The sequence below is a fragment of the Streptomyces flaveolus genome (assembly GCF_014648815.1).
Lineage (GTDB): Bacteria > Actinomycetota > Actinomycetes > Streptomycetales > Streptomycetaceae > Streptomyces > Streptomyces flaveolus.
Map to the genome: position 1 here is coordinate 40,306 of NZ_BMRV01000003.1, position 24,295 is coordinate 64,600.

25 protein-coding genes are annotated in these 24,295 nt (G+C 73.7%); 11 read left to right on the forward strand and 14 right to left on the reverse strand.

Annotated elements, in window-relative coordinates:
- Positions 1-37 precede the first annotated feature (37 nt).
- Positions 38-1,375, reverse strand: coding sequence for an SLC13 family permease (locus tag IEZ05_RS07785; RefSeq protein ID WP_229869601.1), 1,338 nt, complete (start codon positions 1,373-1,375; stop codon positions 38-40).
- A 251-nt stretch (positions 1,376-1,626) separates the two neighbouring features.
- On the opposite strand from IEZ05_RS07785, the gene IEZ05_RS07790 reads away from it, so the two are divergent.
- Positions 1,627-2,154 carry a hypothetical protein gene (locus tag IEZ05_RS07790; RefSeq protein WP_189229272.1) on the forward strand — a complete coding sequence of 176 codons (528 nt, stop codon included), beginning with the start codon at positions 1,627-1,629 and terminating at the stop codon, positions 2,152-2,154.
- Positions 2,155-2,696: 542 nt separating this feature from the next.
- Here IEZ05_RS07790 and IEZ05_RS07795 read toward each other — a convergent pair.
- Positions 2,697-3,965 carry an MFS transporter gene (locus IEZ05_RS07795; RefSeq protein WP_189229273.1) on the reverse strand — a complete coding sequence of 423 codons (1,269 nt, stop codon included), beginning with the start codon at positions 3,963-3,965 and terminating at the stop codon, positions 2,697-2,699.
- 537 nt (positions 3,966-4,502) lie between these two features.
- Here IEZ05_RS07795 and IEZ05_RS07800 point away from each other — a divergent pair.
- On the forward strand, positions 4,503-5,528 hold the full coding sequence (locus IEZ05_RS07800) for an NAD-dependent epimerase/dehydratase family protein (protein WP_189229274.1): 1,026 nt from the start codon (positions 4,503-4,505) through the stop codon (positions 5,526-5,528).
- Positions 5,529-5,600: 72 nt separating this feature from the next.
- Here the strand turns inward: IEZ05_RS07800 and IEZ05_RS07805 are convergent, their stop codons facing one another.
- The 3 genes from IEZ05_RS07805 to IEZ05_RS07815 all read right to left on the reverse strand — a co-directional run bounded on the left by IEZ05_RS07805 (position 5,601) and on the right by IEZ05_RS07815 (position 7,086).
- Positions 5,601-6,164: a hemerythrin domain-containing protein gene (locus tag IEZ05_RS07805; protein WP_189229275.1), complete on the reverse strand. Its 564-nt coding sequence runs from the start codon at positions 6,162-6,164 to the stop codon at positions 5,601-5,603.
- Between the two features lie 88 nt (positions 6,165-6,252).
- Positions 6,253-6,786, reverse strand: coding sequence for a DoxX family protein (locus IEZ05_RS07810; protein WP_189229276.1), 534 nt, complete (start codon positions 6,784-6,786; stop codon positions 6,253-6,255).
- 132 nt (positions 6,787-6,918) lie between these two features.
- Positions 6,919-7,086, reverse strand: coding sequence for a hypothetical protein (locus IEZ05_RS07815; protein ID WP_189229277.1), 168 nt, complete (start codon positions 7,084-7,086; stop codon positions 6,919-6,921).
- Between the two features lie 284 nt (positions 7,087-7,370).
- Here IEZ05_RS07815 and IEZ05_RS07820 point away from each other — a divergent pair, with 284 nt between their 5' ends.
- A complete protein-coding gene (locus IEZ05_RS07820) occupies positions 7,371-8,012 on the forward strand; it encodes a GNAT family N-acetyltransferase (RefSeq protein ID WP_189229278.1) in 642 nt (213 codons plus the stop codon).
- Between the two features lie 14 nt (positions 8,013-8,026).
- Here the strand turns inward: IEZ05_RS07820 and IEZ05_RS07825 are convergent, their stop codons facing one another.
- The 3 genes from IEZ05_RS07825 to IEZ05_RS07835 are packed head-to-tail and all read right to left on the reverse strand — an operon-like array spanning position 8,027 to position 9,743.
- Positions 8,027-8,752, reverse strand: coding sequence for a metallophosphoesterase family protein (locus tag IEZ05_RS07825; protein WP_189229279.1), 726 nt, complete (start codon positions 8,750-8,752; stop codon positions 8,027-8,029).
- Positions 8,752-9,048: a BON domain-containing protein gene (locus IEZ05_RS07830; RefSeq protein ID WP_189229280.1), complete on the reverse strand. Its 297-nt coding sequence runs from the start codon at positions 9,046-9,048 to the stop codon at positions 8,752-8,754. Before IEZ05_RS07830 ends, IEZ05_RS07825 begins: the two co-directional genes overlap by 1 nt.
- Positions 9,045-9,743, reverse strand: a complete 699-nt coding sequence (locus tag IEZ05_RS07835; RefSeq protein WP_189229281.1) for a nucleotidyltransferase family protein — start codon at positions 9,741-9,743, stop codon at positions 9,045-9,047. Before IEZ05_RS07835 ends, IEZ05_RS07830 begins: the two co-directional genes overlap by 4 nt.
- A gap of 144 nt (positions 9,744-9,887) precedes the next feature.
- Here IEZ05_RS07835 and IEZ05_RS07840 point away from each other — a divergent pair, with 144 nt between their 5' ends.
- A complete protein-coding gene (locus IEZ05_RS07840; RefSeq protein WP_189229282.1) occupies positions 9,888-10,187 on the forward strand; it encodes a hypothetical protein in 300 nt (99 codons plus the stop codon).
- Positions 10,188-10,214: 27 nt separating this feature from the next.
- Here IEZ05_RS07840 and IEZ05_RS07845 read toward each other — a convergent pair whose 3' ends face one another.
- On the reverse strand, positions 10,215-11,393 hold the full coding sequence (locus IEZ05_RS07845) for a PP2C family protein-serine/threonine phosphatase (protein WP_189229283.1): 1,179 nt from the start codon (positions 11,391-11,393) through the stop codon (positions 10,215-10,217).
- Between the two features lie 167 nt (positions 11,394-11,560).
- Between IEZ05_RS07845 and IEZ05_RS07850 the strand changes: the two genes are divergently transcribed.
- Both IEZ05_RS07850 and IEZ05_RS07855 read left to right on the forward strand, forming a co-directional pair.
- Positions 11,561-11,974, forward strand: a complete 414-nt coding sequence (locus IEZ05_RS07850; protein WP_189229284.1) for an SRPBCC family protein — start codon at positions 11,561-11,563, stop codon at positions 11,972-11,974.
- 142 nt (positions 11,975-12,116) lie between these two features.
- Positions 12,117-12,749, forward strand: coding sequence for a hypothetical protein (locus IEZ05_RS07855; RefSeq protein ID WP_189229285.1), 633 nt, complete (start codon positions 12,117-12,119; stop codon positions 12,747-12,749).
- Between the two features lie 57 nt (positions 12,750-12,806).
- On the opposite strand, the gene IEZ05_RS07860 is transcribed toward IEZ05_RS07855, so the two are convergent.
- From IEZ05_RS07860 to ctaD, 4 genes are all read right to left on the reverse strand, one after another.
- Positions 12,807-13,196, reverse strand: coding sequence for a peptidase M23 (locus tag IEZ05_RS07860; RefSeq protein ID WP_229869602.1), 390 nt, complete (start codon positions 13,194-13,196; stop codon positions 12,807-12,809).
- A 65-nt stretch (positions 13,197-13,261) separates the two neighbouring features.
- Positions 13,262-13,636 (reverse strand): SH3 domain-containing protein, encoded by a 375-nt coding sequence (locus IEZ05_RS07865; RefSeq protein WP_189229286.1) that lies wholly within the window; start codon positions 13,634-13,636, stop codon positions 13,262-13,264.
- Positions 13,637-13,772: 136 nt separating this feature from the next.
- Positions 13,773-14,615, reverse strand: a complete 843-nt coding sequence (locus IEZ05_RS07870) for an MBL fold metallo-hydrolase (protein WP_189229287.1) — start codon at positions 14,613-14,615, stop codon at positions 13,773-13,775.
- A 192-nt stretch (positions 14,616-14,807) separates the two neighbouring features.
- On the reverse strand, positions 14,808-16,502 hold the full coding sequence (gene ctaD / locus IEZ05_RS07875; RefSeq protein WP_189229288.1) for an aa3-type cytochrome oxidase subunit I: 1,695 nt from the start codon (positions 16,500-16,502) through the stop codon (positions 14,808-14,810).
- A 1,161-nt stretch (positions 16,503-17,663) separates the two neighbouring features.
- Here ctaD and IEZ05_RS07880 point away from each other — a divergent pair.
- Together IEZ05_RS07880 and IEZ05_RS07885 are read left to right on the forward strand one after the other, a co-directional pair.
- Positions 17,664-18,941, forward strand: a complete 1,278-nt coding sequence (locus IEZ05_RS07880; RefSeq protein WP_189229289.1) for a cation:proton antiporter — start codon at positions 17,664-17,666, stop codon at positions 18,939-18,941.
- Positions 18,942-19,392: 451 nt separating this feature from the next.
- Positions 19,393-19,824 carry a hypothetical protein gene (locus IEZ05_RS07885; protein WP_189229290.1) on the forward strand — a complete coding sequence of 144 codons (432 nt, stop codon included), beginning with the start codon at positions 19,393-19,395 and terminating at the stop codon, positions 19,822-19,824.
- Between the two features lie 85 nt (positions 19,825-19,909).
- Here IEZ05_RS07885 and IEZ05_RS07890 read toward each other — a convergent pair whose 3' ends face one another.
- Entirely contained in the window at positions 19,910-21,064 is a 1,155-nt protein-coding gene (locus IEZ05_RS07890) for a S1 family peptidase (protein ID WP_189229291.1), read from the reverse strand.
- Between the two features lie 212 nt (positions 21,065-21,276).
- On the opposite strand from IEZ05_RS07890, the gene IEZ05_RS07895 reads away from it, so the two are divergent.
- Genes IEZ05_RS07895 through IEZ05_RS07905 form a run of 3 tightly spaced genes read left to right on the forward strand, consistent with a single transcriptional unit; the run spans position 21,277 to position 24,285 of the window.
- Positions 21,277-21,771: an SRPBCC family protein gene (locus IEZ05_RS07895; RefSeq protein WP_189229292.1), complete on the forward strand. Its 495-nt coding sequence runs from the start codon at positions 21,277-21,279 to the stop codon at positions 21,769-21,771.
- Entirely contained in the window at positions 21,764-23,383 is a 1,620-nt protein-coding gene (locus IEZ05_RS07900; RefSeq protein WP_189229293.1) for a phytoene desaturase family protein, read from the forward strand. Before IEZ05_RS07895 ends, IEZ05_RS07900 begins: the two co-directional genes overlap by 8 nt.
- A 29-nt stretch (positions 23,384-23,412) precedes the next feature.
- Complete coding sequence (locus IEZ05_RS07905) at positions 23,413-24,285, forward strand: SDR family oxidoreductase (protein ID WP_189229294.1); 873 nt, start codon at positions 23,413-23,415, stop codon at positions 24,283-24,285.
- Positions 24,286-24,295 lie beyond the last annotated feature (10 nt).

The window sequence follows — 24,295 nt, forward strand, 5'->3', positions numbered from 1 at the left end:
GCGGGTGCGGGTGCCGGTTGCGGGGTCTCGGGCGGTGTCACGGTCCGACGAGGCGCAGCATGCCCCACAGTGCCACGGTCGAGACGGCCAGCGTGGCCGGGACGGTGAGCAGGCCGAGCCGGGTGAACCGGCCGAGGTCCGCCTCGACTCCGTGCCGGTGCAGGACACGCCGCCACAGCAGGGTGGCGAGCGAGCCGACGTAGGTCAGGTTCGGGCCCAGGTTCACGCCGATCAGCACGGCGAGGACGGGGCCCGGTCCGGCGGGCGCGGTCAGGGGGAGCAGCGCCAGGACGGCCGGCAGGTTGTTGATGAGGTTGGCCAGCACCGCGGCCACCGTCGCCACCCCCAGCAGCGCCGTCAGCGAATGACCCTCGGGCAGCAGGTGCCCCAGCCCCGTGGCCAGGCCGCCCGCCACCACACCCTGCACCACGACGCCCAGGGCCAGCACGAACAGACAGAACCACGGGGCGGCGGCGCCGACCAGCTCCCGGGGTGTGACATGCCGCCGGGACAGCGCCCGCACACCGAGCACCAGGACCCCGGCCAGCGCCGCCCAGGCGGGCTCCAGCCCGGTCGGCGAGGACACGGCGAAACCGGCCAGGGTGAGGGCCAGGACGACGACGGTGAACCGGGGGACAGCGGGCTCCGGGGCCGCAACGGGCGGCCCGTCGCCGGGACCGGAGGCGGTTCCCGGCTTGGCGGCGGACGCGGGGACGGGTGCGGGGAGGGTCGCGGGCACGGACAGGTCGGCCCGGAAGAAGCGCCGGAACACCACGTACTCGACGGCGATCGCGGCCAGCCAGGGCAGTGACATCAGCGCGGCGAACCGGGTGAAGCTCAGCCCACTGGCCGTGAACGCCAGCAGGTTGGTCAGGTTCGAGACCGGCAGCAGCAGGGACGCCGAGTTCGCCAGGTGCGCCGTGGCGTACACGTGCGGGCGTGCCCGGGCGCCCGACCGGGCCGCGGTGGCGAGGACCACCGGGGTGAGCAGCACGACGGTGGCGTCCAGACTGAGTACGGCCGTGACCGCGGCCGCCACCGCGAACACCCCCGTCAGCAGCCGTCGCGGACTGTCGCCGCACCGGCGGGCCACCGCGGCGCCGACGGCCTCGAACAGGCCCTCCTTCGCGCACAGGTACGCCAGCATCAGGACCAGGGCCAGGAAGCCGACGACCGGCAGCAGCGTGCGCGTCTGGTCCCAGGCCTCGTGCGGCGTGACGAGGCCGAGCGCCACGGCCAGCGCGGCGGCGGGTACGGCGGCAGCGGCCTCCGGCAGTCCCCGGGGGCGCAGCACGGCGAAGGCCAGGACGGCGAGCAGCAGGACGACCGAGAAGGCCTCGGGGACGAGGGCGGTACTCAGGGGGTTCTCCTCCACACCAGCGACCGGGCGGGCACCCGGTGATCGGCAGGGTCCAAGGATGACACCGCTCGGTAAGGACGGGTCACGTCCGGCAGGGCGGTGGCGGGCCGGATGTGTCCGAGGCCACGCCGTGGAGGACGCCCGGGCCATGTCCCGCGCGGTGCGTCGCGGGCTACGGTTTTCGCGGGCTTCCCGTCCCAGGGCCCCGGGTCCTCGCGACGACCGGGGCCCCTGTCCCCACGACGAGCAGTTCGGACGGTCCGGCAGTGCAAGCAGATCTCTCCCCCGTGATCGCGGCGACCACCCAGTGGCTCACGTGCGCCTATCCGGCGTCCGGCGGCGCGCTGGCCTCCGCCCTGTGCGAGGCGCAGGCGCGGCAGGCCGTGACGGTCGCGGCTCGGCTGCGCTACCCCACGCCGATGGACGCCGCGCTGATGTCCATGTCGGGCCCGGGCGGGTCCGCCCGCCTCGACTGGATCACCGGGGTGGACGGCACGCCGGCCGCCGACATGGACGCGTACGCCTGGCGGACCTGGGTGGACGAGGTCGTGACGAGCTGGGCGGCCTGTCTGCTGACCGACCCGGAGCTGGCCGCCCTGGCCGTGTCGGCGCTCGCCGAGGCCGGTCCGGCCGCCGGGACGGCGGCCGAGTTCCGCCGCCTGCTCGCGCCCGACGAGAGCGACCGGCGGGCGGCGGCACTGCTGCGCCACCCCGACCTGCTCGCGTCCGTGGCGGAACTGCACCTGGACGAACTCATCGACCGGCTCGGCCTGGGCCAGGCACGGGTCGCCTGACCGGCGGTGGGGCGGGGTGCGTGCGGCGGCCTGTGCGGGTGCCTCCGGTGGTGGGGCGGGGTGCCTGCGGCGGCCTGTGCGGGTGCCTCCGGTGGTGGGGCTGGGTGCCTGCGGCGGCCTGTGCGGGTTCGGTGGGGGTGCGGGTAGCGCGGTGCGTGGTCTTGTGGGTCGGGGCCGCGCCGGGGGGTGTCCGTCCTCGGAACGGCGCGGAATCGGTCGGCCACAGAAGTACTCGGCGCGGACGCGCCAACCGCTGCGGGCGGACACCCCCCGACACGTCCCCTTCTCGCCGTACGCGGCTGACCGCCGTCGCCACTTCGCGCTCCGCTCAGCTGCGGGCCGCTGTCCGGCTCACTGCGGACCGCCGCGCTACGCCGCCGCGGACCGCTGCCCATGCCCCGAGCGTGGGGGAGGCACCCCGCTAACGCCGGGCCACGCGACCCACCCCGCCCCGCCTCAGCGCCGGGCACCCCGCAACACCGGGCCACGCGACCCGCACCAGCGCCGGGTGCCGAAACAACGTCGGCCTCCGCCCCGCAGGGTCACGCCGCCGTCCCCAGCGCCGCCCGCGTCGGCGTCTCCGGCGTCGCCGAGGTGGCTGCCCCTACCAGCACCGCCCCCGCGGGCCTGCGGGCACGCAGTACATACCCCGCCCCGATCGTGGCCGCGATGATCAGGCCGCCCGCCACCAGTGCGCCACGCGCCCCCGCCAGTTCCATCAGCAGGCCCAGCACCGGCGGCCCGCCGAGGCTCCACACCGTGCCGACGCTGCCCCACACCCCGAGCACCCGGCCCCGCAGGTGCGCGGGCGGGTCGGTCTGCAGGACCGCCGTGCCCGCGGTGTCGGAGACGGACTCCACCACTGCCATCGGCAGCACCATCACCAGCAGGACGGCCAGTGACGGCGACAGCCCGGCCACCACCTGCAGCAGACCGCCCGCCGCCGCCAGCGCGCCCACGACCCGCACCGAGGGCCGGCGCAGCCGGGCGCCCAGGACCGCGCCGATGATGCCGCCGACCGCCAGGACGGTGGAGACCGTGCCGAACGAGCCCGCACCGCCCGCGAGCGGCCCGGTGACGAGCACAGCCAGCGTGAGCTGGTAGTTGCGCCCGAAGACGGCGCTGACACCGGTCACGCCGGCCAGCGCGAGCAGCCGGGGGCGGCGTACGAAGAAGGCCAGGCCCTCCCGCACGCTCATGCCGCGGTCCGCGTCACGCCGTTTCCGCGCGGTGCGCACCGCCGTCCCGGCCGCCCGGACGGCCCCGCGGGCGGGGCGGAGGAAGGGGATGACCGACGCCACGAACAGGAACGACAGCCCGTTCGCGGCGTAGGCGGCGGCCGTACCGAGGAAGCCGACCGTCACACCGGCGAGTGCGGCGCCCGTGAGGCGGCCCGCCTGGTGGACCAGCGCGCCCACCCCGATGGCGGACGGAACGTCCTCGGGCGGGACCAGGTCGTTGCCCAGCAGGGAGCACGCCGGGCCGTCGACCGTGGCGATGACGCCGGTGACGGCGGCCAGCACCATCAGGGAGGCGATGTCGAGGCGGTCCAGAGCAACCAGGAGGGCCGTCGCGAACGCCACCGCGCCGAGCAGCGCCTGACTGACCGCGGCGGTCAGTTTCCGCGGCCAGCGGTCGACCGCCGCGCCGCCGAAGACGCTGATCAGCAGCGCGGGCGCGGCCTGCACGGACATGGACAGGCCCGTCGCGGCGGCGGACCCGGTGATCTGCAGGACCAGCAGGTTCTGCACCGTGAGCTGCATCCACGTGCCGGCGTTCGACACGAAGTTCGCGACGGACCACCAGCGCATGCTGCGGTACCGCAGGGAACGCCACGGTGAGCGGGACGCCGACTCGGACGGAGCCCGCGCAGGGGCCGGCGGAGCGGGGGGTGAAGAGGAAGACACAGTGCGCCACTCGAAGGCGAGTCGTAAGACCCGGAAGGGACAGGAACACGGGAGTGAGGACGCCGGCTGCACTGCGCGGCCACCCCGATGAGCCGGGACACGGCGCCGACCATCGTGGCAGAAGGGGCGGCCGAGTCGATGTCGGCCGACCGTGCGACGCCGGTCCTGCGAACGCCAACGGGCCGAGCACGCGGGCTACTTGGGCGCGTGAGTGTGGTTGATCACAGGGTCCGGGCTGTTCGGAGTGTCCGCCCCCGGCACTCGTGACCACCGCCACAGCGACCGCTCCCGGGCCCTGCGCCGCGCGTCCGTGATGCGTGTGACGACGGTGTACCGGAGGGGCACGGCAGGCGTCAGAGCATGAAAGCGACTCGGTGGGGCACCCGGGGCAGGCTCGTCACGCGGTCCGCCGGCGCAGCGCGGAGGAAGGACGGTCTCCTCATGATGCCGATGGCGACGTTCACCCCGTACGACAGGGCCCGAGCCCCGTGGGGCAGGGCCCTGGTGACCGGCGGTGCCGGCTTCCTGGGATCCCACCTGTGCACCCGCCTGCTGGATTCGGATGTCGAAGTCGACTGTCTGGACAACCTCTCCACGGGGCGTGCCGAGAAGGTCGCCCATCTGGCCGGCCGCCCCGGGTTCCGCTTCCTGGAGCGGGACATCTCCGAGCCCGGCTGCGCCCAGGCCCTCACCGGCCCGTACGACCTCGTCCTGCATCTGGCCGGCCCCCCGACCCCCGCCGCCTGGCCGGAGCGGCCCGTCGAGCTGCTCGACGCGGGCAGCCTCGGCACCCGTGCCGCGCTGGGCATCGCGGCACGGGACGGCGCGCGGTTCCTGCTCGCCTCCTCGCCGCCCTGCCTCGCGGCCGGGCCGCAGCACGCGGATCCGGGCCACGACGCCGACCCGGTCGGCCCGCACAGCGCCTGGGCCGAAGCCGTCCGGTTCGCCGAGGCCCTGGTCGCCGCGCACGCGGGCGCCCACGGCTCGAACGCCGGGATCGTGCGGCTCTTTACCGGCTACGGGCCCGGCATGCGGACCGACGACGGCGGGATGCCGGCCGCCTTCATCGAGCAGGCGCTGGCCGGGCAGCCGGTCACCGTCGCCGGGGACGGCAGCCTCACGCACCCCCTGTGCTACGTCGACGACATGGTCGACGGCGTGCTGCTGGTCGCGGCCGGCCGCTCGGTACGGCCCGTGGACCTCGGGGGCGACGAGGAACCGACGGCCGTAGAGATCGCACGGCGCGTGATCGAGCTGACCGGCTCCGACTCGCCGCTCGTGTTCGTCGACGCGCCGGGCGACCGGCCCCTGCCGCCCCGCCCGGTCACCGGCTTCGCCCGCGAGATCTTCGGCTGGCTGCCGGCCGTGACCTGGCAGGACGGCCTGGAACGCACCGTCGCGGCGTTCCGGGACCGGCCCGAACCGGTGCCGACGACGGTGACGAGGGAGCGCGCGGGGGAGCGATGAGCGCCAGGAGGACAGAGGAAGGGGGCCCGTGGACGACGGGCCCCCTTCTTCTGTCCTGCGTCCTCGTGTACGTCAGCCGGACTTGCCCCGGCCGGTGAGCGCGTCCCGCACCCGGTCGACCATGCCCGCGCCCGGTGCCAGAAGCTTGTTCATCGGGGGCTTGTCCGGGGCGGAGGGGTGCGGCCGCGTCGGCGCCGTCTTCTTCGCCTGCCGGACCTTGTCGCCCAACCGATCCAGGGCCTCGGGCGGACACGCGTCGCGGAGCCTCGGGAAGAGGTTGCCCTCCTCGTCGGCGACATGGGCGCGGATCTCGCTCATCAGCTTGCCGATCAACCGGTCGAACTCGGCGTCGTCCGCCTTGCAGCCCTCCAGGTCCTTCATGATCTGTTCGGCCTCGGCGTGGTCCTCGAGCTCCTTGTCGGCGAGGGCGCCCCCGTTCGGCACGTGCTCGCGAACGGCCGGGTAGAGGTAGGCCTCCTCCGCCACCGAGTGCCGGATCAGCTCGATCGTCGCCTGATCGGCGTACAGCTTGCGGTCCTTGTGGCCGGCCGGCAGCGCCTCGATCTTTCCGAAGAGCTCCTCGACCTCGCGGTGATCGGTCGTCAGCTCGTCGATGACGTTTCCACCGTGTCCCATGTTCCACCTTCAGTCGGTTCGTGACGGTCGGGGGACGGGCCCGCCACGGGCGCCGGGTCCCCTCGCGGACGCTTGTGCCGACGCCCGTTCAGCAGCCCAGCCTGGAGCGGACGCTGCCGGCCGCCGCCGCGGGACGTGCCGCGGCCCGGACCGAGCGCTGCACCGTGTGGGCCTCGTGCCGCAGTCCCTTGGCGGCGTGCCGGCCCCGCCACATCAGCGAGGGCGCGCCCCCGGTGTCGTCCGCGGCGATCAGCAGGCCGCCCATCATGGACAGGTTCTTGAGGAAGTGGATGCGCTGCTGGGCCCGGTCGGCCGGATCCTCCGCCTCCCAGAAGCGGTGCCCGGCCAGCGTGGTGGGCACCAGGGTGGCGGCGATGGCCAGTGCGGACAGCCGGGGGAACTTGCCGAGTCCGAGCATGATGCCGCCCACCACCTGTACGGCACCGTTGAGCCGTACGAGTTGTTCGGTGCTCTCCGGCAGTGCGGCCACGCGGTCGGTCACGGGCCGGGTGACGGGTTCGGCCACCGGCGCCACGTCCTGGGGACGGCGCACGGAGTGCAGGCCGCCCGCGACGAACATCGAGGCGAGCATCGGCCGGCCGGCCATACGCAGAAGACTCATGACGCTCTCTCCAGGGTTGCCAAGGGTGTGGTGTCTACCGGGATCATCAGGTGCCCCGGCCGGGGGGCGCCATTCGGCGCCGCGTGCGGACCAGACGGCCGTCGCCACCGCCGCGTACGGGTTTCCCGCAGGTCACAGGCTGGTGCGGATCCGCGGCGACAGGGTCTTGATCATGGTGTTGGTCCAGCGCATTTGGCGCAGCGTCTGCGGGTGGCGGGCGGAGGCGAGGTCCAGGAGGCCGCCGTCCCGTGACGCCTGGGCGGCCTGGGCGAGCATCTCCCGGTGCAGTGAGGTCTCCACGGCGCCGAAGCGCGGTTCCGCGGGTCGCGAGCGGTGTCACGGTCCGTCTCCACCAGGCGCCCGCCCCGTCGGAGGAGCGGCCGGGTCAGCCGGTCGGGGGAGGCGTTCGCCTGCCACCCGCACAGGTCCGCCGGGCCCAGCCTGCCCCGGTTGATCCGGTCCGCCGACTCCTCCATGCAGGCCTCCACCCACGCTCCGTCCCACTGGCGGGCGCCGGGTACCCGCTCGCGGCCGACCGACGCGCAGGGGTTGTGGGAGCGCTCCCAAGTGGGCAGGATGCTGCGGTGACCTCGACTGCCGCCGTACGCCCCTACCGTCCCGCCGACGCTCCGGCCCTCGACGACATCTGCATCCGCACCGCCCACAACGGCCGCGACAGCCGGCCCGTCTACGCCGACCCCACCGTCCTGCCCGTCATCTTCGCCGCCCCCTACGTCCACCTCGACCCGGACCTGGCCTTCGTGCTGGACGACGGGCAGGGCCGGGCCGTGGGCTACATCCTCGGTACGGCGGACACCCCGCGCTTCGCCGAGGAGTTCCGCGCGAAGTGGCTGCCGCGGGTCGCCGACCGCTATCCGGCGCCGGACGGGCCGCCCGGTACCCCGGACGAGCTGATGGCCACCCTGCTGCACGACCCCGAGCGCATGATCGTGCCCGAACTGGCCGACTATCCGGCCCACCTGCACATCGACCTGCTGCCCGAGTGGCAGGGCCGCGGACACGGACGGGAGCTCATGCGCACCTTCTGGCGGGCGCTGCGCGAGCGCGGGGTACCGTCCGTCCACCTGGTCATGGCGACGGCCAACGTGCCCGCCCGCGCCTTCTACGACCGTCTGGGCTTCCACGAGGTCCGGGCGGCCGGCCTGGACCCCGCGGACGTCACCTGCCTGGGGCGGACGACCGAGGACCGCGCCGGCGGTTCCTGAGCCGCCGAAGGGGCTCAGGCGGCGCCCAGCTGATAGACGTTGAAGGCCCGGCGGATCACCGGCTGGGCCACGTTGCGCACCCGCACCCCGCCCGACGTCATGCCGTGCTCCGTGCCCAGGTGCGCGTGGCCGTGCACCGCGAGGTCCGCCCCGGCCGTGTCGATCGCCTCGGCCAGGAGATAGCTGCCGAGGAAGGGATGGATCTCCGGCGGCTCACCGGCCAGTGTGTCGGCGACGGGGGAGAAGTGCGTCAGGGCGACCCGCACCGCGCAGCCCTGGTCGTCCAGTTCCTTGAGCGCGGCGTGCAGGCTGTCCGCGGAGCGGCGGGTGGTACGCACGAACTCCTTCATGACCGGCTCACCGAACTCCCCGGCGCTGCGCCCCACGAAGCCGCCGCCGAACCCCTTGGTGCCGGCGATCCCGACCCGGTTCCCGGCACACTGCACGACCGTCGCCTCGCCCTCCAGGACCGTCACACCGGCGTCCTGGAGGATGGCGGTGACCTTCTCGGGCTGCTCGTCGTGGTGGTCGTGGTTGCCGAGGACGGCCACCACCGGCACCGGCAGACCGCGCACCTCCTGGGCCACCACCCGGGCCTCCTCCGGAGTGCCGTGCCGGGTGAGGTCCCCGGCGAGCAGCAGCAGGTCCGCGCAGTCGGGCAGGGTCTCGAAGGCGGGCCGCAGCAGTCCCTGGCTGTCGAGGCCCATGTGGATGTCTCCGACGGCGGCGACGCGGATCATCACAGCTCCTCGGCGTGGTCGGGGCGGGTGGTCTCGGCCACCACGACGTCGCTGTGCACGGTGACCCCCGCCAACTCCTCGCGCACGACCCGCAGCAGCGTCTCGCGGCACTGCGCGGAGGGCACCGTGCCGGTGACCGCGACGGCCCCGGCCCGGATCTCGGCCCGCACCCCGAGCTCGCCGAGCTCTTCCGCGGCGAGCCGCTCCTGCAGGTGGGCGACGCGGTACTCGACGTTCTCGGTGGCGGGCGTGGGGCCGCTCGCGGCGGGCCCCTGGTGGGCGACGGGATCGCTCATCGGTGCTCCTCCTTCGCGGGGGAGGCCAGGGAGATGATCTCCAGCCGTTCGAGGATGAAGAAGAACGCGGCGGGCATCGGAGCGTCGCCGCAGTCGCGGCGCAGCTCCTCCCAGTCGATCTTCTCCCGCAGTGTGCGGGCGATGGGCAGCACCGCCCCGAAGTCGCAGTGGTGCTCCGAGAAGGCGGCCAGCAGACCGCGCAGCAGGTCGGTCGGCGACAGGACCGGCATGAGCACCGAGTCGACGGAGAGTTCCTGGGCCCGGTCCAGCAGTTCCGCCGTGACCGGCTGGTGCGCCAGCTCGAAGATGAGGTCGACCTGCTGTCCCAGGCAGTTGGCCTTCAGCAGCCAGTCCTCGGGCGGCGTGTAGACCTCGAGGCCCGCCTCGCGCAGGGTGCGGGCGACGGCTTCCGCGTCCTCGGGCCGGATGCAGAAGTCGACGTCGTGCTGGAGATTCTGGGTGCCGCCGTGCGCGTACACGGCGACACTGCCGGCGAGGGCGAACGGCTGCCCCTCCCTCTTCAGGATCGCGCCCACCTGCTTGGCGGCCTGGAGGATGGCCTGGTTGCGGTCGACCGGAAGTTCCTCACGGAGTCCGTCGTCACGGCCGGCCGGCCGGGGGTCCCCCGCCGCCGGACGAAGCTCGGAAACACCGGCGCGCCGATCGAGAACGTGATCGTCGGCGGGCTGCGTCATCGTTTTCCCCTCTCCGGGCTGTCGCCTTCCACGGACCGGACCGGCCGTCACGCCGTTGCGGGTACCCGGCGCGGCATCACCGACACGAGGCCCTACCGCTCGCTTGCCCGGGAGTGCCCGGCAGATTCCGGGCACCCGGACGTCATGAACGAGCAGCAGCAGGACGATACGGACCGCCGGACCGTCGAGCGGCTGGTGGCGGCGTGGCTGGACGAGACCGCGCGGCACGACCCCGCCGCGGCCCGGGAGGCCCGCGCCGGCTGGGAACGAGGCGCCCTGCCGGAGCGGGCCGCGCAGGACCTGGCCACCTGGGTCACCGCGCGGATCACGGACACCGGCTTCACCGAGGACGAGGGACCGTACGTCGAAGGGTCCGTGCGCATCAGCCCGTCGGACAAGGACACCGTGCGGGGCTGGCTGCGGGCCCACGGCCACAGCGTGTGACGCGCTCGCGGTGAGCGCCCCCGGGCGTCAGTCGGCCCGGGGCCGCCACTCGAACATCAGGAGGGTCGCATCGTCCCGCAACCGCTCGTCCTGGGTGTCCAGGATCGAGTGGATCAGGCGGCGCATCGACTCCGGCGCCAGCTCCCCGCCCGCCGTGGCCCGGATGACGTAGTCGGCGAACCGTTCGAGTCCCAGCAGCTTCGCCTCCCGGGTGCGCGCCTCGATGACCCCGTCCGTGTAGACGAGCACCCGGTCCCCGGGCTCCAGACGGATCTCGTGCGTCTGGCGCGGCTGGGAGGTGAGCTGGGACGGCACGCCCATGGGCGGGTCGGCGTCGCGCTCCATGGCGTCGGTGATCAGCCGGTGGTCGCGTATGAGGATGGGCGCCGGGTGGCCGCAGTTGCACCACCGGAGCACGCCGGTGGCCAGGTCCAGCTGGGCGATGAACGCCGTGCAGAACTTGTCCGGCAGCCAGCGGGAGAGCGTGTCGTCGACGGACGCCACCAGCTCGGGCAGGTCGGCGCCGTTGCGCCGGGCGTTGCGGCAGGCGGCCAGCGAGACCGCGCTGGTGAGCCCGGAGGCGAGGTCGTGCCCCATCGCGTCCAGGACCGTGACGTGCAGCGTCGTCTCGGTCAGCGAGTGGTCGAAGGCGTCGCCCCCGATCTCGTACGCGGGCTCCAGGACGGCCGTCGACACCACCTGGCCGTCGCCGATGGTGCGGGGCGGCAGGAAGGCACGCAGCATCTCGGAGGGCAGCTGCATCCGCTCGGTGCGGGTGCGCCGCACGTACGAGTCCTCGTAGGCCCGTTTCGAGGTGATCATCATGGCCAGCAGCGAGGCGAGCGCCCTGCCGCGGGTCAGCGAGGCCGACGTGAGAGCCGCCTGGCTCACGGCCAGGACCCCGAGCCGCTCCGCGCCGTCCAGCAGCGGGTACCAGGCGATGACCCCGCCCGACTCCGCCTCCTCCACCCGCAGCGACTGCGTGCGGTAGGCCCAGCCCGCCAGCGATCCGTCGACCGGTACCGCCGAGGGGACATCGGTCTGCGGGACGAGGTGTCGCTGCTGGAGGTCGACGAGGTAGACCACGGCGTGCTGCAGCCCGAGCGCCTTGGAGCAGCGGGCCACGGCGGTGGCCAGGTCCAGCGTCAGGTGCTCCGGGTCGGCGAGGAAGTCCAGCAGCGCGTCGCTCGCCTCTGACGTCGACACCTCGTCTCCCCTCGTCGAGTGACCGCCGGGTCGGGCGCACTGCGCAGCAGTTTCGCACCGTGCACGGGGACGCGCGCGGCGAGCGGATCGGCCGCGGGACGCTTCGGCCGCGGCAGACCGGGCACGCGGTCCGTCGGACGACCCCGAGCGACGAGGAGTGGTGCCCCATGACCGAGTACGAGCGTTCCCGCACCATGCCCGCACAGCCCGAGCAGGTCTTCGACCAGGCCGCGAACGTCGGTCAGCTGGACACCTGGCTCCCGCGGGAGCTGCACGTGGAGGTGGAGGAACCGCCCGCCGTCACCGTCCACGAGGACCGCAGCGACCAGGACACCTCCGCGCTGCTGAGCGCCCGGCCCGAGCAGATGCGGCTCGAATGGGGCACCCGCGCCCAGGGCAGCTACGCCGGCTGGCTGCAGGTCGCCGGCCTCGACGCCGGGGCCAGCGAGGTCACCGTGCACCTGTCGTTCTTCGACGGCAGTCACGACCCGGGCGAGCAGGCGGTGGCCGACGCCCTCGACACCAGCCTGCGACGCCTGGAGGAGCAGGTGCGGCTGCGCACCGACAACGCGGCCGGCTGACCGGCGCGACCGCCGCCGCTGTTGCCCGGCGGTGACAATCGGGACGAATCCGTTGCGGAGGAAGAGGGCAACCCATCGCGGTCATGTCGGGTCGTACAGGGGGAAACACCGACCGACACCGATGAACCGACATGGGGGACACATGCCCGTCCGCACCCGAGGAGTCCGTATCGCCGCAGCCGCACTGGCGGCCGGCGCGGCGGTGGCCGTCGCCGCCGTCCCGGCCACAGCGGCCACGCCTGGCTCCGGTACACCCGGCTCAGCCGAGCCCGCCTTCCTGGAACCGTCCGAACTGCCGCCGCACCCCGCCTCCGGCTGGTACGCCGGACCCGTCACCGCCGGGCAGCCCGACCCGCTGCCGATGTGCGTGGGCGAGGCGCTGCCGTCCATCTCCTCCCACCGCCGGTACTGGACCGAGTACGACACCGGCGCCCTCCAGGTCACCGTGGTCGAGCGCAGCACGAAGCGGGCCAAGGAGTTCGCCGCCCTGCTCCGCGCGGACCTCGACGACTGCGCGCGCAAGGTGATGGAGCAGTACCCCGACATCACCGCCACACAGAAGTACTACGGCCGGCTGAACGTGGAGGACGGCGCCCACGTCTACGGCGTCCACACGGTCTCCTCGTGGGGTTCCTCCGACATCGGCCTGTTCTCGGTCGGCCGGGACGGCACCACCGTGACCGTCGTGCAGTGGGGTCAGATGGGCACCTTCGAGCACGCGCAGGTGGCCGACTTCAAGTCCACCACCGTCACGGCCGTGAACAAGCTGTACTGACACGCGTGGGGCGGGCCGGTCGTCCCGGCCCGCCCCACCCCGTGCTCCGGCGTCCCGTCAGCAGTCCGGCACGCCGGCGATCTTCTCGCCGCCCCGCAGGTACAGGTTGTTCACCCAGGCGATGTCACTGCCCGCGAACTCCTGCACCGCGGTCCACCAGCTGTTACCGCCGACGGCCGGGTCGTACACGTACTGCCCCCGCTGCTGGCAGACGGCGTCCAGCCAGTAGTGGGAGCGGACCGCCAGCACGTTGGAGGCGGTGGTCGGCCGCTGGCGCAGGTTGACGTCGGCGGCCCAGATGTAGACGTCGGTGAGCGACGGGTCGCCGCCGCTCACCGTGGCCGGGGCGGCCTCGGCCGTGGCGGCGAGCGCCCCGGCGGTGAGCGTGGCCGCCGCCAGCACGGTGGCGGAGCGGCGCAGCAGTCGCTTCATGTGTGTGTCCCCCATGGTGTGGTCCCCCAGGTGATCGGTCGGTGTGCGGGCCCGGCGGGCCCGGTGGCGGGCCGTGCCGGTCAGCAGGTCGCGGAGGCCGGCAGGTCCCCGTACGCGTCGCCCTTGAGGTAGACGGCGCTCACATAGCCCTCGACGAGCTTCACCCAGACGTTGTTGGTGTAGCCGTTGTCGCTGATGGTCTCGCCGCGGGTCCAGCAGTACGCACCGCGCGGCTGGCCGGCCGCGACGGAGCCGACCTTGTCGTAGGAACGGGCGGGCCCGGAGCGGACGTTGACGGTCTCGTAGGGCTCGACCGCGTACGGCGCGGCCAGGACCCGGTCGCCGCCCCGGCCGGTGTCGGAGGCCGCGAGGGCGGTGGTGGCGGTGAGCGGACCGAGCAGCGCCAGCGCCCCGGCCCCGACGAGCGCGACCCTGGTGAACGGGCGAACGGTCATGAGTGATTCCCCCTGTCCTGATGTGCCGCCCTGGGATGGTTGGCCGTCGGACGGCATCCGGTGTGCACTCAGCACTGTAGGGAGAACCGGCGCGCGGGGGTCCCTGACAAGTGTCAGGGACCCGGCGGTGCCCGCGCTACGTCACGACGGGCGGCCCCCCGCCCGGACGGAAGGTCGCCCGCTGACCGTGCCGGCAGTGCACGATCCGGTCCGCGAGGCCCTTGCGATCGGCCTCGGCGAGGAAGGCGTCGAGCGGCGAGCGGAAGACCGTGTAGTCGTCGTAGTGCACCGGAAGGATCCGCCGGGGGCCCAGGCGCCGCGCCAGATCCGCGCCCTGGCGTCCGTCCATGGTCACCACGAAGCCGCCCGGCAGCGTGGTGCCGCCCAGGTGCAGCACGGCCAGGTCCAGGTCGGGGAAGCGGCGGGCGATCTCGTCCAGGCCGTCGAAGAGCAGCGTGTCCCCGGACACGTAGAGCCGGTGCAGCGGCGGCCCGTCGGCCGGTCCGAACTCCAGCAGGCTGCCCATCACCGGCGGCAGCAGGCGCCGCAGCGCCGGGTGCCCGGCGTGGCGGCCGGGCAGCGCCGTGACGCGTGCCTGCGCGTCCCCGTGCCGCACGGTCTCCTGCTGCCAGGTGCGCAGTCCCACGGCACGGTGGAATCCGTGCAGGCCCTGGAGCCGGCGGGAGGCGTGCGGGGTGGTGACGATCGGCAGCGACCGGGAGAGCCTTCGCCGGGCCACCCGGTCCCAGTGGTCGCCGTGCAGATGGGACAGCAGTACGGCGTCCAGGTCCGGCAGGTCGCGGGGATCGAGGGCGGGCTCGGTCAGACGGCGGCTGGTGAGGCCGTGACCGAGGTAGGCACGCTGCCCGCGGTGGAGGAAGTTCGGGTCGGTCAGCAGGCTCAGCCCCCGGTACCGGAGCAGCACGGTGGCGTTGCCGATGAAGTGGATCCGCAGACTGTCGTCGGGGGACGGGGACATCGGCGTGCTCCTGTCCGGGAGTACTCGCCGGATCCGGCCGGCCCGGATCCTCGTGGAAGCGGGGAGTACCCCTCGTGCGGGCGTTCACCCGGGCACCGGCGGACGGCGCCGGAGGTGTCCGCGAGGCGGACCGGGGCACGCGGGCCGCGCGGCGTCGTCGTCATCACCGGCGTACGCGGCCCTGGCGGCCTGTCACTCGCCGGGCTCCACGGCGTCGCGTCGCCCGGTCGTCTCCTTCTGGTCCCGCTGCGCGAGCTCGGGATGGTGCAGGTCGAAGGCGGGGGACTCCGAGCGCACACGCGGCAGCGCGTGGAAATTGTGGCGCGGCGGGGGACACGACGTGGCCCACTCCAGGGAGCGGCCGTACCCCCAGGGGTCGTCGACCCCGACCGGCGTGCCGTACCTGGCGGTCTTCCACACGTTGTACAGGAACGGCAGCGTGGACAGGCCCAGCAGGAAGGCCCCGACGGTGGAGACCGTGTTGAGGGCCGTGAAGCCGTCGGCGGCCAGGTAGTCGGCGTACCGCCGCGGCATGCCTTCGACGCCGAGCCAGTGCTGCACGAGGAACGTGGTGTGGAAGCCGGCGAACAGCGTCCAGAAGTGCACCTTCTCCAGCCGGTGGTCGAGCATGCGCCCCGTCATCTTCGGCCACCAGAAGCTGAACCCGCCGAACATCGCGAACACGATCGTGCCGAACAGCACGTAGTGGAAGTGCGCGACCACGAAGTACGAGTCGGTGACGTGCCAGTCCAGCGGCGGTGAGCCGAGGATCACCCCGGTCAGACCGCCGAAGAGGAACGTGACCAGGAAACCGGCCGCCCACAGCATCGGCGGCTCGAAGGACAGGGACCCCTGCCACATCGTGCCGATCCAGTTGAAGAACTTCACCCCGGTGGGCACGGCGATGAGATACGTCAGGAACGAGAAGAACGGCAGCAGCACCGCGCCCGTGGCGAACATGTGGTGCGCCCAGACGGTGGCCGACAGACCGGTGATGGCGATGGTGGCACCGATCAGGCTCACGTAGCCGAAGAGCGGCTTGCGCGCGAAGACGGGGATGATCTCGGTGACCACCCCGAAGAACGGCAGCGCGAGGATGTACACCTCGGGATGGCCGAAGAACCAGAACAGGTGCTGCCACAGGATCGGCCCGCCGTTCTGGGCGTCGAACACATGCGCACCGAAGTGCCGGTCCGCCTCCAGCACCAGCAGGGAGGCCGCCAGCACCGGGAAGGCCAGCAGCACCAGGACCGAGGTCAGCAGGACGTTCCAGACGAAGATCGGCATGCGGAAGATCGTCATGCCGGGGGCGCGCATGCAGATGATCGTGGTGATGAAGTTGACCGAACCGAGGATGGTGCCGAACCCCGACAGCGCCAGCCCCATGATCCACAGGTCGCCGCCGAGGTAGGGGGCGCCGGCGGGGCCGCTGAGCGGGGTGTAGGCGGTCCAGCCGAAGTCGGCGGCACCCTGCGGCGTGAGGAAGCCGGCCAGCACGATCAGCCCGCCGAACAGGAAGAGCCAGTACGCCAGCATGTTCAGCCGCGGGAACGCCACGTCCGGCGCGCCGATCTGCAACGGCATGACGGCGTTGGCGAATCCGGCGAAGGTCGGGGTGGCGAACAGCAGCAGCATGATCGTGCCGTGCATCGTGAAGGACTGGTTGTACTGCTCGGAGGAGAGCAACTGCAGGCCCGGCCGGGCCAGTTCCGCCCGGACGAGCATGGCCAGCACCCCGGCGACCAGGAAGAACCCGAACGACGTGATGAGGTAGAGGTGGCCGATGCGCTTGTGGTCGGTCGTGGTCAGCCAGGAGATGAGCACCCGTCCCCCGCGACGGCGCGGTGCCGCCGGGCCCGGTGCGATCGGTTCGGTCTGAGTCGCCATCGGTCCAGGGCACCGCAAGCCTTTCCGGCTGTGTCGATGCCACGTCACACACCCACCGATGTAGGGCTGATTGGCTGATCGTTTCTATCCGTCCGGGTGCGTCGTAGGCCCTAAGGAGCGAACCGGCCGTCACCCGAATGGCCCCCGCGCGCTATTGGTGACGGGCGATCCGGTGTCTCCTGGAGTGTGTCAGCGGCGTCCAGGCTGGGAGGCCGGTCATGTACGAAATGTGCGTGGGCCCGGAAAAGACGGGCGGAGCTTTGGTGTGGCACGTGATGGCCAAGCAGGCCGCGGCCACCTTGTGCGGACAGAAGCTCCGCGAGCGTATCGAGGCATCCGACGGTGAGAGGGCGCGTCACTGCCCTGACTGCATGGCTTCGTTCGAGAGGCTGATGACAGCAACTCCATGCTGACGGACCGTCCGCGACGTCGACCGCCCCGCCGCATCCCGCGGCGGGGCGGTCGACGTGTCGGCGGGTCCGGGGGTGTTCCGACGACCACTCGCACGGCGCAGTGTCACGGCGTCCGGCCGGGGAAGGCGCGGATCGTGCCGGGCGCGCGGTCCTCCCGCGCCCGGCGTGGCAGGGTGTGCCGCGGCCGGGATCCCCGAGTCGGCCGCGGCGCACCCTCTCTGCCGGCACACCCCTTCGCGGCGCGGCCTCTGCGCCGTACTCCCGCGACCCCGCCGCACACCGCGCCGCGGTACGGCGGGTGCGGGGCGGCCGTGATGGGTGTCGGCCACCGCGGGTTTTGGGTGCCGTCCCCGATGGTGGCCCGGGGACGCCGCGTGTGACCGTGGAACCGCGCCGCGCCCCGGGGCCGGGAGCGTCACGGGGGAGCCCGTTCCTGCCGCCCGTTCAGCGGGTGGCGCCGGCGGCCCGGTCCAGGCCCACCGGCCACGCCCGGGCGTCGAGGCGCCCGGCGGTGGCCGAGGCGTCCCGGAGTGGGCGGCCCGGAGAACCGGGCTCGGGGCCAAAGGCCCGTACCCCCTCGCCGTCTCGTCCACGACCCCGCGGGTCCGGGAGCGGCGCCGCCTCACGCCGGCGGCCGACGGCGTTCGAGCGCAGGACGGCCGACCGCGTCACACACGAAGGAGAACGCGCATCCCTTACCGTCGACCGAAGCCCTTCCGACCCTCCACGCGGCCCGAGGCGGTGGCCCGTGGGACACGCTGACACCCTGCTCGCCATGGGCGGCGCCTTTCTGGCCGCCGCGTTCCTCGCCCGCCTCGGCGGCAGGATCGGACTTCCGACGATTCCCCTGTTCATGCTGGCCGGCATCCTGCTCGGCCCCCACACACCCGGCTTCGTCCTGGTAGAGGACGCGCACGACTTCGAGATGCTCTCCGCGCTCGGACTGGTGCTGCTGCTCTTCTACCTGGGCCTGGAGTTCCACCTCGACGACCTCAAGAGCGGCGGTAGACGGCTGCTGACCGCAGGCGGCATTTACCTGCTGCTCAACGTCGGCGCCGGCCTCGGCTTCGGCTTCGCACTGGGCTGGGGGGTGCGCGAAGCGCTGGTGCTCGCCGGTGTCCTCGGCATCTCCTCGTCCGCGATCGTCACCAAGATCCTCATCGACCTTGGCCGCATCGGCCGCCCCGAGACCCGTCTCATCCTCGGTGTCATCGTGGTGGAGGACATCTTCCTCGCGCTGTACCTGGCCGCGCTCCAGCCGGTGATATCGGGCGCCCACGGCGTCGCGGACACGGTGTTGCAGGCCGGCAAGGCGTTCGGGTTCCTGCTGGTGCTCGCCGCCGCGGCCCGCTGGGGCACCCGGCTCGTCGGACGCCTGATCGAGACCCGCGACAACGAACTGCTCGTCATCAGTTTCCTCGGCGCCGCGGTCCTCGTCGCCGGCGTCTCCGAACTCCTCGGCGTCGCCGACGCCATCGGCGCCTTCATGGTCGGTCTGATCCTCGCCGGCACCCCCTCGGGACCACGGATCCGGGAACTGGTGCACCCGCTGCGCGACGCCTTCGCGGCGATCTTCTTCTTCGCCTTCGGACTGGCCATCGACCCCGGCGACCTCGCCTCCGTGGCCGGGCCGGTCGCCGCGGCGGCGGCACTGACCCTCGTCATGAACGTCGTCGCCGGACTGTGCGTGGCCCGCGTGTACCGCTACGGCGCCGAACCGGCGGCGGAGATCGCCACCACCCTGGTGGCGCGCGGGGAGTTCGCGCTGATCCTGGCCGCGATGGCCGCCGGCGCGGGACTCGACGCTCGGCTCGCCCCCTTCATCGCCGGTTACGTCCTCGTCCTCGCCGTCCTCGGCCCCGTCGTCGCGGGACGGGCTTACGTGCTCGCCGGCGCCCTGCGGGCCGGGCGGAGGCTGCTGCCGGGCGGCCGTGCCTCCGGGCAGCCGGCGCGGGAGCGGCCCGGAGAGGACACGGTGGCCGGCGACTGCGCGTCGACGCCGGTCCACGCGGACGTCGAACGGTAGGACCGGTCGGAGCCCGAACGCCCCCGACGGCGGCATGGCAACGGCACTTTCCGGAGCCGCCGTCCGGGGTCCCGGCGACGTCGGCGCCGCCGGGGCAGGAGCGGGCCGGCGTACCTCCCCGCTCCTCGGCACTCTTGACGGTTCGTCGCTCACGCGCGGCCGACACCGCGCACGGCACGGTCGCCGTGGCCCTCCGGAGCGGGCGCGTCGGTCGCCGTGGTGTTCCGGAAGGAGACCCGCCGGTCTCCGGGGACCGGGTCCGCCGGTCGCCGCGGTCCTCCGCGACAGGACGGCCGTACTCCCGGCCCCGCACAGCGGGCCGCGTCGGCCCGCCGAGGGCCGGCCGGACTGCACCCCCGGCCCGCGGGCCGCCCCGTACCCCAGTGGGACAATCTGCCCGCAGGGGCGGCGCTGTGGTCGGGGCCGTCCGGGAGCGGAAGGAGCCGAGAGCATGATCGAGTGGGTCCCCCTGGGCAGCGGTGCCAGACCCGTTCCCCGGCCCGTCGCGGCTCCGCTGGTGTGGGCGGGAGCCTTCGCCGGCGCGCTCGTCCTGGTGGCGCTCCTCAACGGCACCGTGGGCTCCGGACGTCCGGGACTGGCGCTGGCCGTGCTCTCCCTCCTGGCGGCCCTGCTCGGCCTGTGCGCCCGGTTCACCGCCGCCCCGGGCACGGCCGTCCTGTGCTGGCTGTCCCTCAACGGCTTCGCGATACCGCCCGCCGGGGTGCTCACCTGGGCCGGACGCCGGGACGCGCTCTGGCTCGCCTGCCTGTTCGGCGCGGCCCTCGTCGGCACCGCCCTGGCCCGCCTGGTCCACGCCCGCGCCGCCTACCGCCGGCTCACGGCCCAGCCCGGCCCCGGGACGACGGCGCCGGGCGACATGTGACACGGCGGCAGGTGACGCGTATCCGTCCGGTACGGGAGGGGTCCCGCCGGGTGCCCGGCGGGACCCCTGGTGGGGCTGCGTTCGCTCAGGCCGTGTGCAGGGTCAGCCCGTAGCGGTTCAGGATCTCGTTGACCGGCTGGAACCAGGTCTCCCCGCCGCCGGAGCAGTTGCCCCAGCCGCCCGAGGTGACGCCCTGCGCCTGGTCGCCGCTGATGAAGGAGCCGCCCGAGTCGCCGGGCTCGGCGCAGACGCTGGTCTTCGTCATCTGGTGCACGGCGCCCTGGCTGTAGTTGACCGTCTCGTTCTTGGCCAGCACGGTGCCGCAGTGCCAGTGGGTGGTGGAACCGGAGCGGCACACCGAGGCGCCGACCGGTGCCTCGTTCGAGCCGCGCACCAACTGGTCCGGGACGGTGCCCCAGCCGAGCACGACCGGCACCGTCCACCAGCCGCTGCCCACCGAGACCCAGGCGTAGTCGTTGTCCGGGAACGAGGAGCCCTGGAACGTGCCCACGTACGACCGGTCCCAGCCGCTGACGCCGGCGCCGGCCCGTCCGCAGTGCCCGGCGGTGACGAAGCCGCCGTGCACCGAGAAGCCGATGGAGCAGCGGACGTTGCCGGTGTAGTACGGGTCGCCGCCGACCGTGCCCGCCGCGAAGGTCCGCGGTGCGGACGGGACCGTCCGCACGGTCACCGGGCCCGCCGCGCGGGCCCGGGCCACGAAGCGCCGGACATCGTTGTCGGCGCGCTCGTCGGCGACGACGTCGACGACCACCGTGTTGGCGGCCGGGTCGACGTGCCAGCCGCTGACGCCGGCGGGGGCGGCCAGACGGTCGACGCGCCGCTTGGCGGCGTCGAGGTGCCGCGCGCTGTGCGTGACGGTGCGGACGTCGGCGCCGGTGGAGCGGACGGCCCGGACCGTGGCGGGGGCGGCGTCCGCGGTGACGGCCACGGTCAGCCGCCCGCGGCCGGCGTCGAACCACGAGCCGCCGAAGTCGTCCCCGGCGGCCCGGCGTGCCGCGGGGGCGAGGTCGGTGGCGTGCCGTTCGGCCGCGAGCCGGTCCTCGGCCTGGGCCCGGGTGAGTCCGAGGTCCCGCTGCATGGCCTGGAGGAGACCGGCGGAGGCGGTGGGGGAGCCGGCGGGTGAGCCGGTCGCGGCGGCGGGCAGTGTGCCCGCCGCGGTCCAGCTGCCGAGGACGAGGAGGGTGGCCAGGCCACAGTTCCTGAGTCTGCTGCGTCTCACAGGGGTGCCCTTCGTCGTTCCAGCGAGGTGGGGGTGGAACAACCGCGGTCTGAGAGCGCTCTCAACGGGTTGCTTCGAGCTTAGCCACGCCCCCTTATCAGGTCCATGCCAATGCAGCGATTTTTCCGGAGCGCCGCGCCCGCCCTGGTTGGCCCCTCGCGGGAGGGGCACTCAGTGCTGAGTCCTGGCCAAGTTCGGACATGGAGGAGCGCGTGGCAGTTCGGCATCGGTTGATCAAGACGACTCCGCGGGCGGTGTGGGAGGTCCTGGCGGACGGCACCCGCTACGCGGACTGGGTCGTCGGCACGTCGTCCTCCACCCCCGAGCGGGGACAGTGGCCGCAGGTCGGCGCGACGATCGGCTACGAGGTGTGCATCGGTCCCCTCCGCCTGCACAACGAGACGGTCGTCAGACGCTGCGAGGAGGGCTCCGTACTGGAACTCGAGGCGATCGCCGGCCCGCTCGGCACGGCGCGGATCGCCATCGAGCTCCGTCCCTGGGGCGAGCAGTGCCTGGTGATCGTGGACGAACACCCCCTGCGCGGCGCCGGCGGACTGCTGCACAACATGGGCGTCGAAGCGATGATCCAGCTCAGGCACCGGGCCATGCTCGCCCGGCTGGCCAGGCTGTGCGAGGACAGAGCCGGTGAGCAGCAGCAGCGGCCGGACCCGGCGTCGTCACCCGAACCGGGAGTCGGCCATGCCTGACGCCGTCGTGATCGGCGCCGGCCCCAACGGACTGGTCGCGGCGAACCTCCTCGCGGACGCGGGCTGGAGCGTGGAGGTCCTGGAGGAGCAGCCCGAACCGGGCGGGGCCGTGCGCCACGACAGCGAGGTCGCCCCCGGCTTCGTGAACGACCTGTTCAGCTCCTTCTACCCGCTCGCCGCCGCCTCCCCGGTGCTGGCCGGACTGCGGCTGGAGGAGCACGGGTTGCGCTGGGCCCACGCGCCCCACGTCCTCGCCCACCCCCTCACCGACGGCACGTGCGCGGTCCTCGACCGCAGCGTCGGCACCACCGCCGCCTCCCTGGACGTCTTCGCGCCCGGGGACGGCGCCGCCTGGGAGCGCCTGCACGACGTCTGGGACCGCTACCGGGCCGACATCCTGGACGCCCTGTTCACACCGTTCCCGCCGGTCAAGGCCGCCGCCCGGCTGGCCCTGCGCCTGCGCGGCGCGGGCGGACTGCGGCTGGCCCGCACCCTGGTGCTGCCGGTGCGCCGTCTGGGCGAGGAGGAGTTCCGCGGCGAGGGCGGCAGACTGCTCCTGGCGGGCAACGCCCTGCACGCGGACCTCGCGCCCGAGGCCGCGGGCAGCGGCGGCTTCGGCTGGCTGATGTCGATGCTCGGCCAGACCTACGGCTTCCCCGTGCCGGTCGGCGGCTCCGGAGCCCTCACCGAGGCCCTCGTGCGCCGCCTGCGCTCCCTCGGTGGCACCCTGCGCTGCGGGCAGCGCGTCGACCACGTCGTCGTCCGCGGCCGGCGTGCGCTGGGCGTGCGCACGGCCGGCGGGGAGACGGTCGCCGCCCGGCGCGCCGTCCTCGCGGACGTGTCCGTGCCCGCCCTGTACGGGACACTTGTCGACCCGGCGGACCTGCCGGGCCAGGTCCTCGCCGACCTCGAGCGCTTCCAGTGGGACTTCGCCACCTTCAAGGTGGACTGGGCGCTGGACGGCCCCGTGCCCTGGCAGTGCGCCCAGGCTGCGGGCGCCGGGACGGTGCATCTGTCCGACGGCCTCGACGAACTGACCCGGTTCGCCGCCCAGATCGCCATGCGACAGGTCCCCGACCGCCCCTTCGCGCTGTTCGGCCAGATGACGACCACCGACCCGTCCCGCTCACCCGACGGCACCGAGTCCGCCTGGGCGTACACCCACGTCCCGCAGGACATCCGGGGCGACGCCGGCGACGAGGGGATCGGCGGCAGCTGGGACGCCAAGGAGCAGGAACTCATGGCCGACCGGGTCGAGCGCCAGGTGGAGCGCTTCGCCCCCGGCTTCCGCTCCCTGATCAGGGCCCGCCGCATCCTGGCCCCGCCGACCCTCCAGTCGATGGACGCCAACCTCCACGGCGGCGCCATCAACGGCGGCACCACCGCCATGCACCAGCAGCTCTTCTTCCGGCCCGTGCCCGGCACCGGGCGACCGGAGACACCGGTGGCCGGCCTCTACCTCGCCTCCGCGGGAGCCCACCCGGGAGGCGGCGTGCACGGCGCGCCCGGCGCCAACGCGGCGCGGGCCGCACTGCGTCAGCACCGGCTGGCCGGCCTCAGCCGGGTCCAGCGCGTCCTGACCCGCCGCGACCGAGCCGGCGACAGACGATGACCGCCGGGCCACGCGCCAAGGGGCGGCCGGTGACCGGCAGCCCGTTGCGCGACCGCACCGTCGTGGTGACCGGAGCCGCGCGCGGACTCGGCGCCGCACTGGCCCTGGAGTGCGCCCGCCGGGGTGCCCGGCTCGCGCTGCTCGGCCACGAGAAGCCCCGGCTGGACGCCCTGGCGGCGGCCCTGCCGGCCCCGGCGCTCGCTCTGGAGGTCGACGTCACCGACGCCGCCGGGCTGGACACCGCGGCGCACGAGGTGCGTGCGCGCCTCGGACCGCCGTCGGTCGTGGTGGCGAACGCCGGCATCGCCGAGGGCGGGCCGTTCGCCGGGTCCGACCCGGCCGAATGGCGCCGCGTCATCGACGTGAACCTGACGGGCAGCGCCCAGACCGCGCGTGCCTTTCTGCCCGACCTGTTCCGGACGTCCGGGTACAGCCTCCAGATCGCCTCGACCGCGTCGCTCGGCGCCGCCCCCATGATGAGCGCCTACTGCGCCTCCAAGGCCGGCGTGGAGGCCTTCACCCACGCCCTGCGCGCCGAAGTGGCGCACCACGGCGTCGCCGTGGGCATCGCCTACCTCAACTGGATCGACACCGACATGATCCGTGACGCCGACCGGTACGCCGTCCTGCGCGAGCTGCGCGCCCACATGCCCGCCCCGGCCCGGCGCACCTACCCGGCCGACTTCGTCGCCGCCCGCCTGGTGCGGGCCGTGGAACGCCGCCGCACGTCCGTGTACGTGCCCGGATGGCTGCGGCTGGCGCAACTGGCCCGCCCCGCCCTGCCGTCCGCGGTCATGCGGGTGTCCCGCCGTGAACTGCCCGGACTGGAGGCCGCGGGCGACATGAACGCCACCGGCCCGCTCGGCGCGGGCGGGCGGGCCGACCGCACGGCGGGGGAGTAGCGCCGTACAC

Excerpts from the sequence above, each read along its gene's own strand:
- IEZ05_RS07840 (WP_189229282.1), top strand. The coding sequence starts at position 9,888 with ATGAACGAGCAGCAGCAGGACGATACGGACCGCCGGACCGTCGAGCGG.
- IEZ05_RS07830 (WP_189229280.1), bottom strand. The coding sequence starts at position 9,048 with ATGAGCGATCCCGTCGCCCACCAGGGGCCCGCCGCGAGCGGCCCCACG.
- IEZ05_RS07800 (WP_189229274.1), top strand. The coding sequence starts at position 4,503 with ATGATGCCGATGGCGACGTTCACCCCGTACGACAGGGCCCGAGCCCCG.
- IEZ05_RS07865 (WP_189229286.1), bottom strand. The coding sequence starts at position 13,636 with ATGACCGTTCGCCCGTTCACCAGGGTCGCGCTCGTCGGGGCCGGGGCG.
- IEZ05_RS07795 (WP_189229273.1), bottom strand. The coding sequence starts at position 3,965 with ATGCGCTGGTGGTCCGTCGCGAACTTCGTGTCGAACGCCGGCACGTGG.
- IEZ05_RS07805 (WP_189229275.1), bottom strand. The coding sequence starts at position 6,164 with ATGGGACACGGTGGAAACGTCATCGACGAGCTGACGACCGATCACCGC.
- IEZ05_RS07885 (WP_189229290.1), top strand. The coding sequence starts at position 19,393 with ATGATCGAGTGGGTCCCCCTGGGCAGCGGTGCCAGACCCGTTCCCCGG.
- IEZ05_RS07850 (WP_189229284.1), top strand. The coding sequence starts at position 11,561 with ATGACCGAGTACGAGCGTTCCCGCACCATGCCCGCACAGCCCGAGCAG.
- ctaD (WP_189229288.1), bottom strand. The coding sequence starts at position 16,502 with ATGGCGACTCAGACCGAACCGATCGCACCGGGCCCGGCGGCACCGCGC.
- IEZ05_RS07860 (WP_229869602.1), bottom strand. The coding sequence starts at position 13,196 with ATGGGGGACACACACATGAAGCGACTGCTGCGCCGCTCCGCCACCGTG.
- IEZ05_RS07810 (WP_189229276.1), bottom strand. The coding sequence starts at position 6,786 with ATGAGTCTTCTGCGTATGGCCGGCCGGCCGATGCTCGCCTCGATGTTC.
- IEZ05_RS07825 (WP_189229279.1), bottom strand. The coding sequence starts at position 8,752 with ATGATCCGCGTCGCCGCCGTCGGAGACATCCACATGGGCCTCGACAGC.
- IEZ05_RS07835 (WP_189229281.1), bottom strand. The coding sequence starts at position 9,743 with ATGACGCAGCCCGCCGACGATCACGTTCTCGATCGGCGCGCCGGTGTT.
- IEZ05_RS07900 (WP_189229293.1), top strand. The coding sequence starts at position 21,764 with ATGCCTGACGCCGTCGTGATCGGCGCCGGCCCCAACGGACTGGTCGCG.
- IEZ05_RS07870 (WP_189229287.1), bottom strand. The coding sequence starts at position 14,615 with ATGTCCCCGTCCCCCGACGACAGTCTGCGGATCCACTTCATCGGCAAC.
- IEZ05_RS07855 (WP_189229285.1), top strand. The coding sequence starts at position 12,117 with ATGCCCGTCCGCACCCGAGGAGTCCGTATCGCCGCAGCCGCACTGGCG.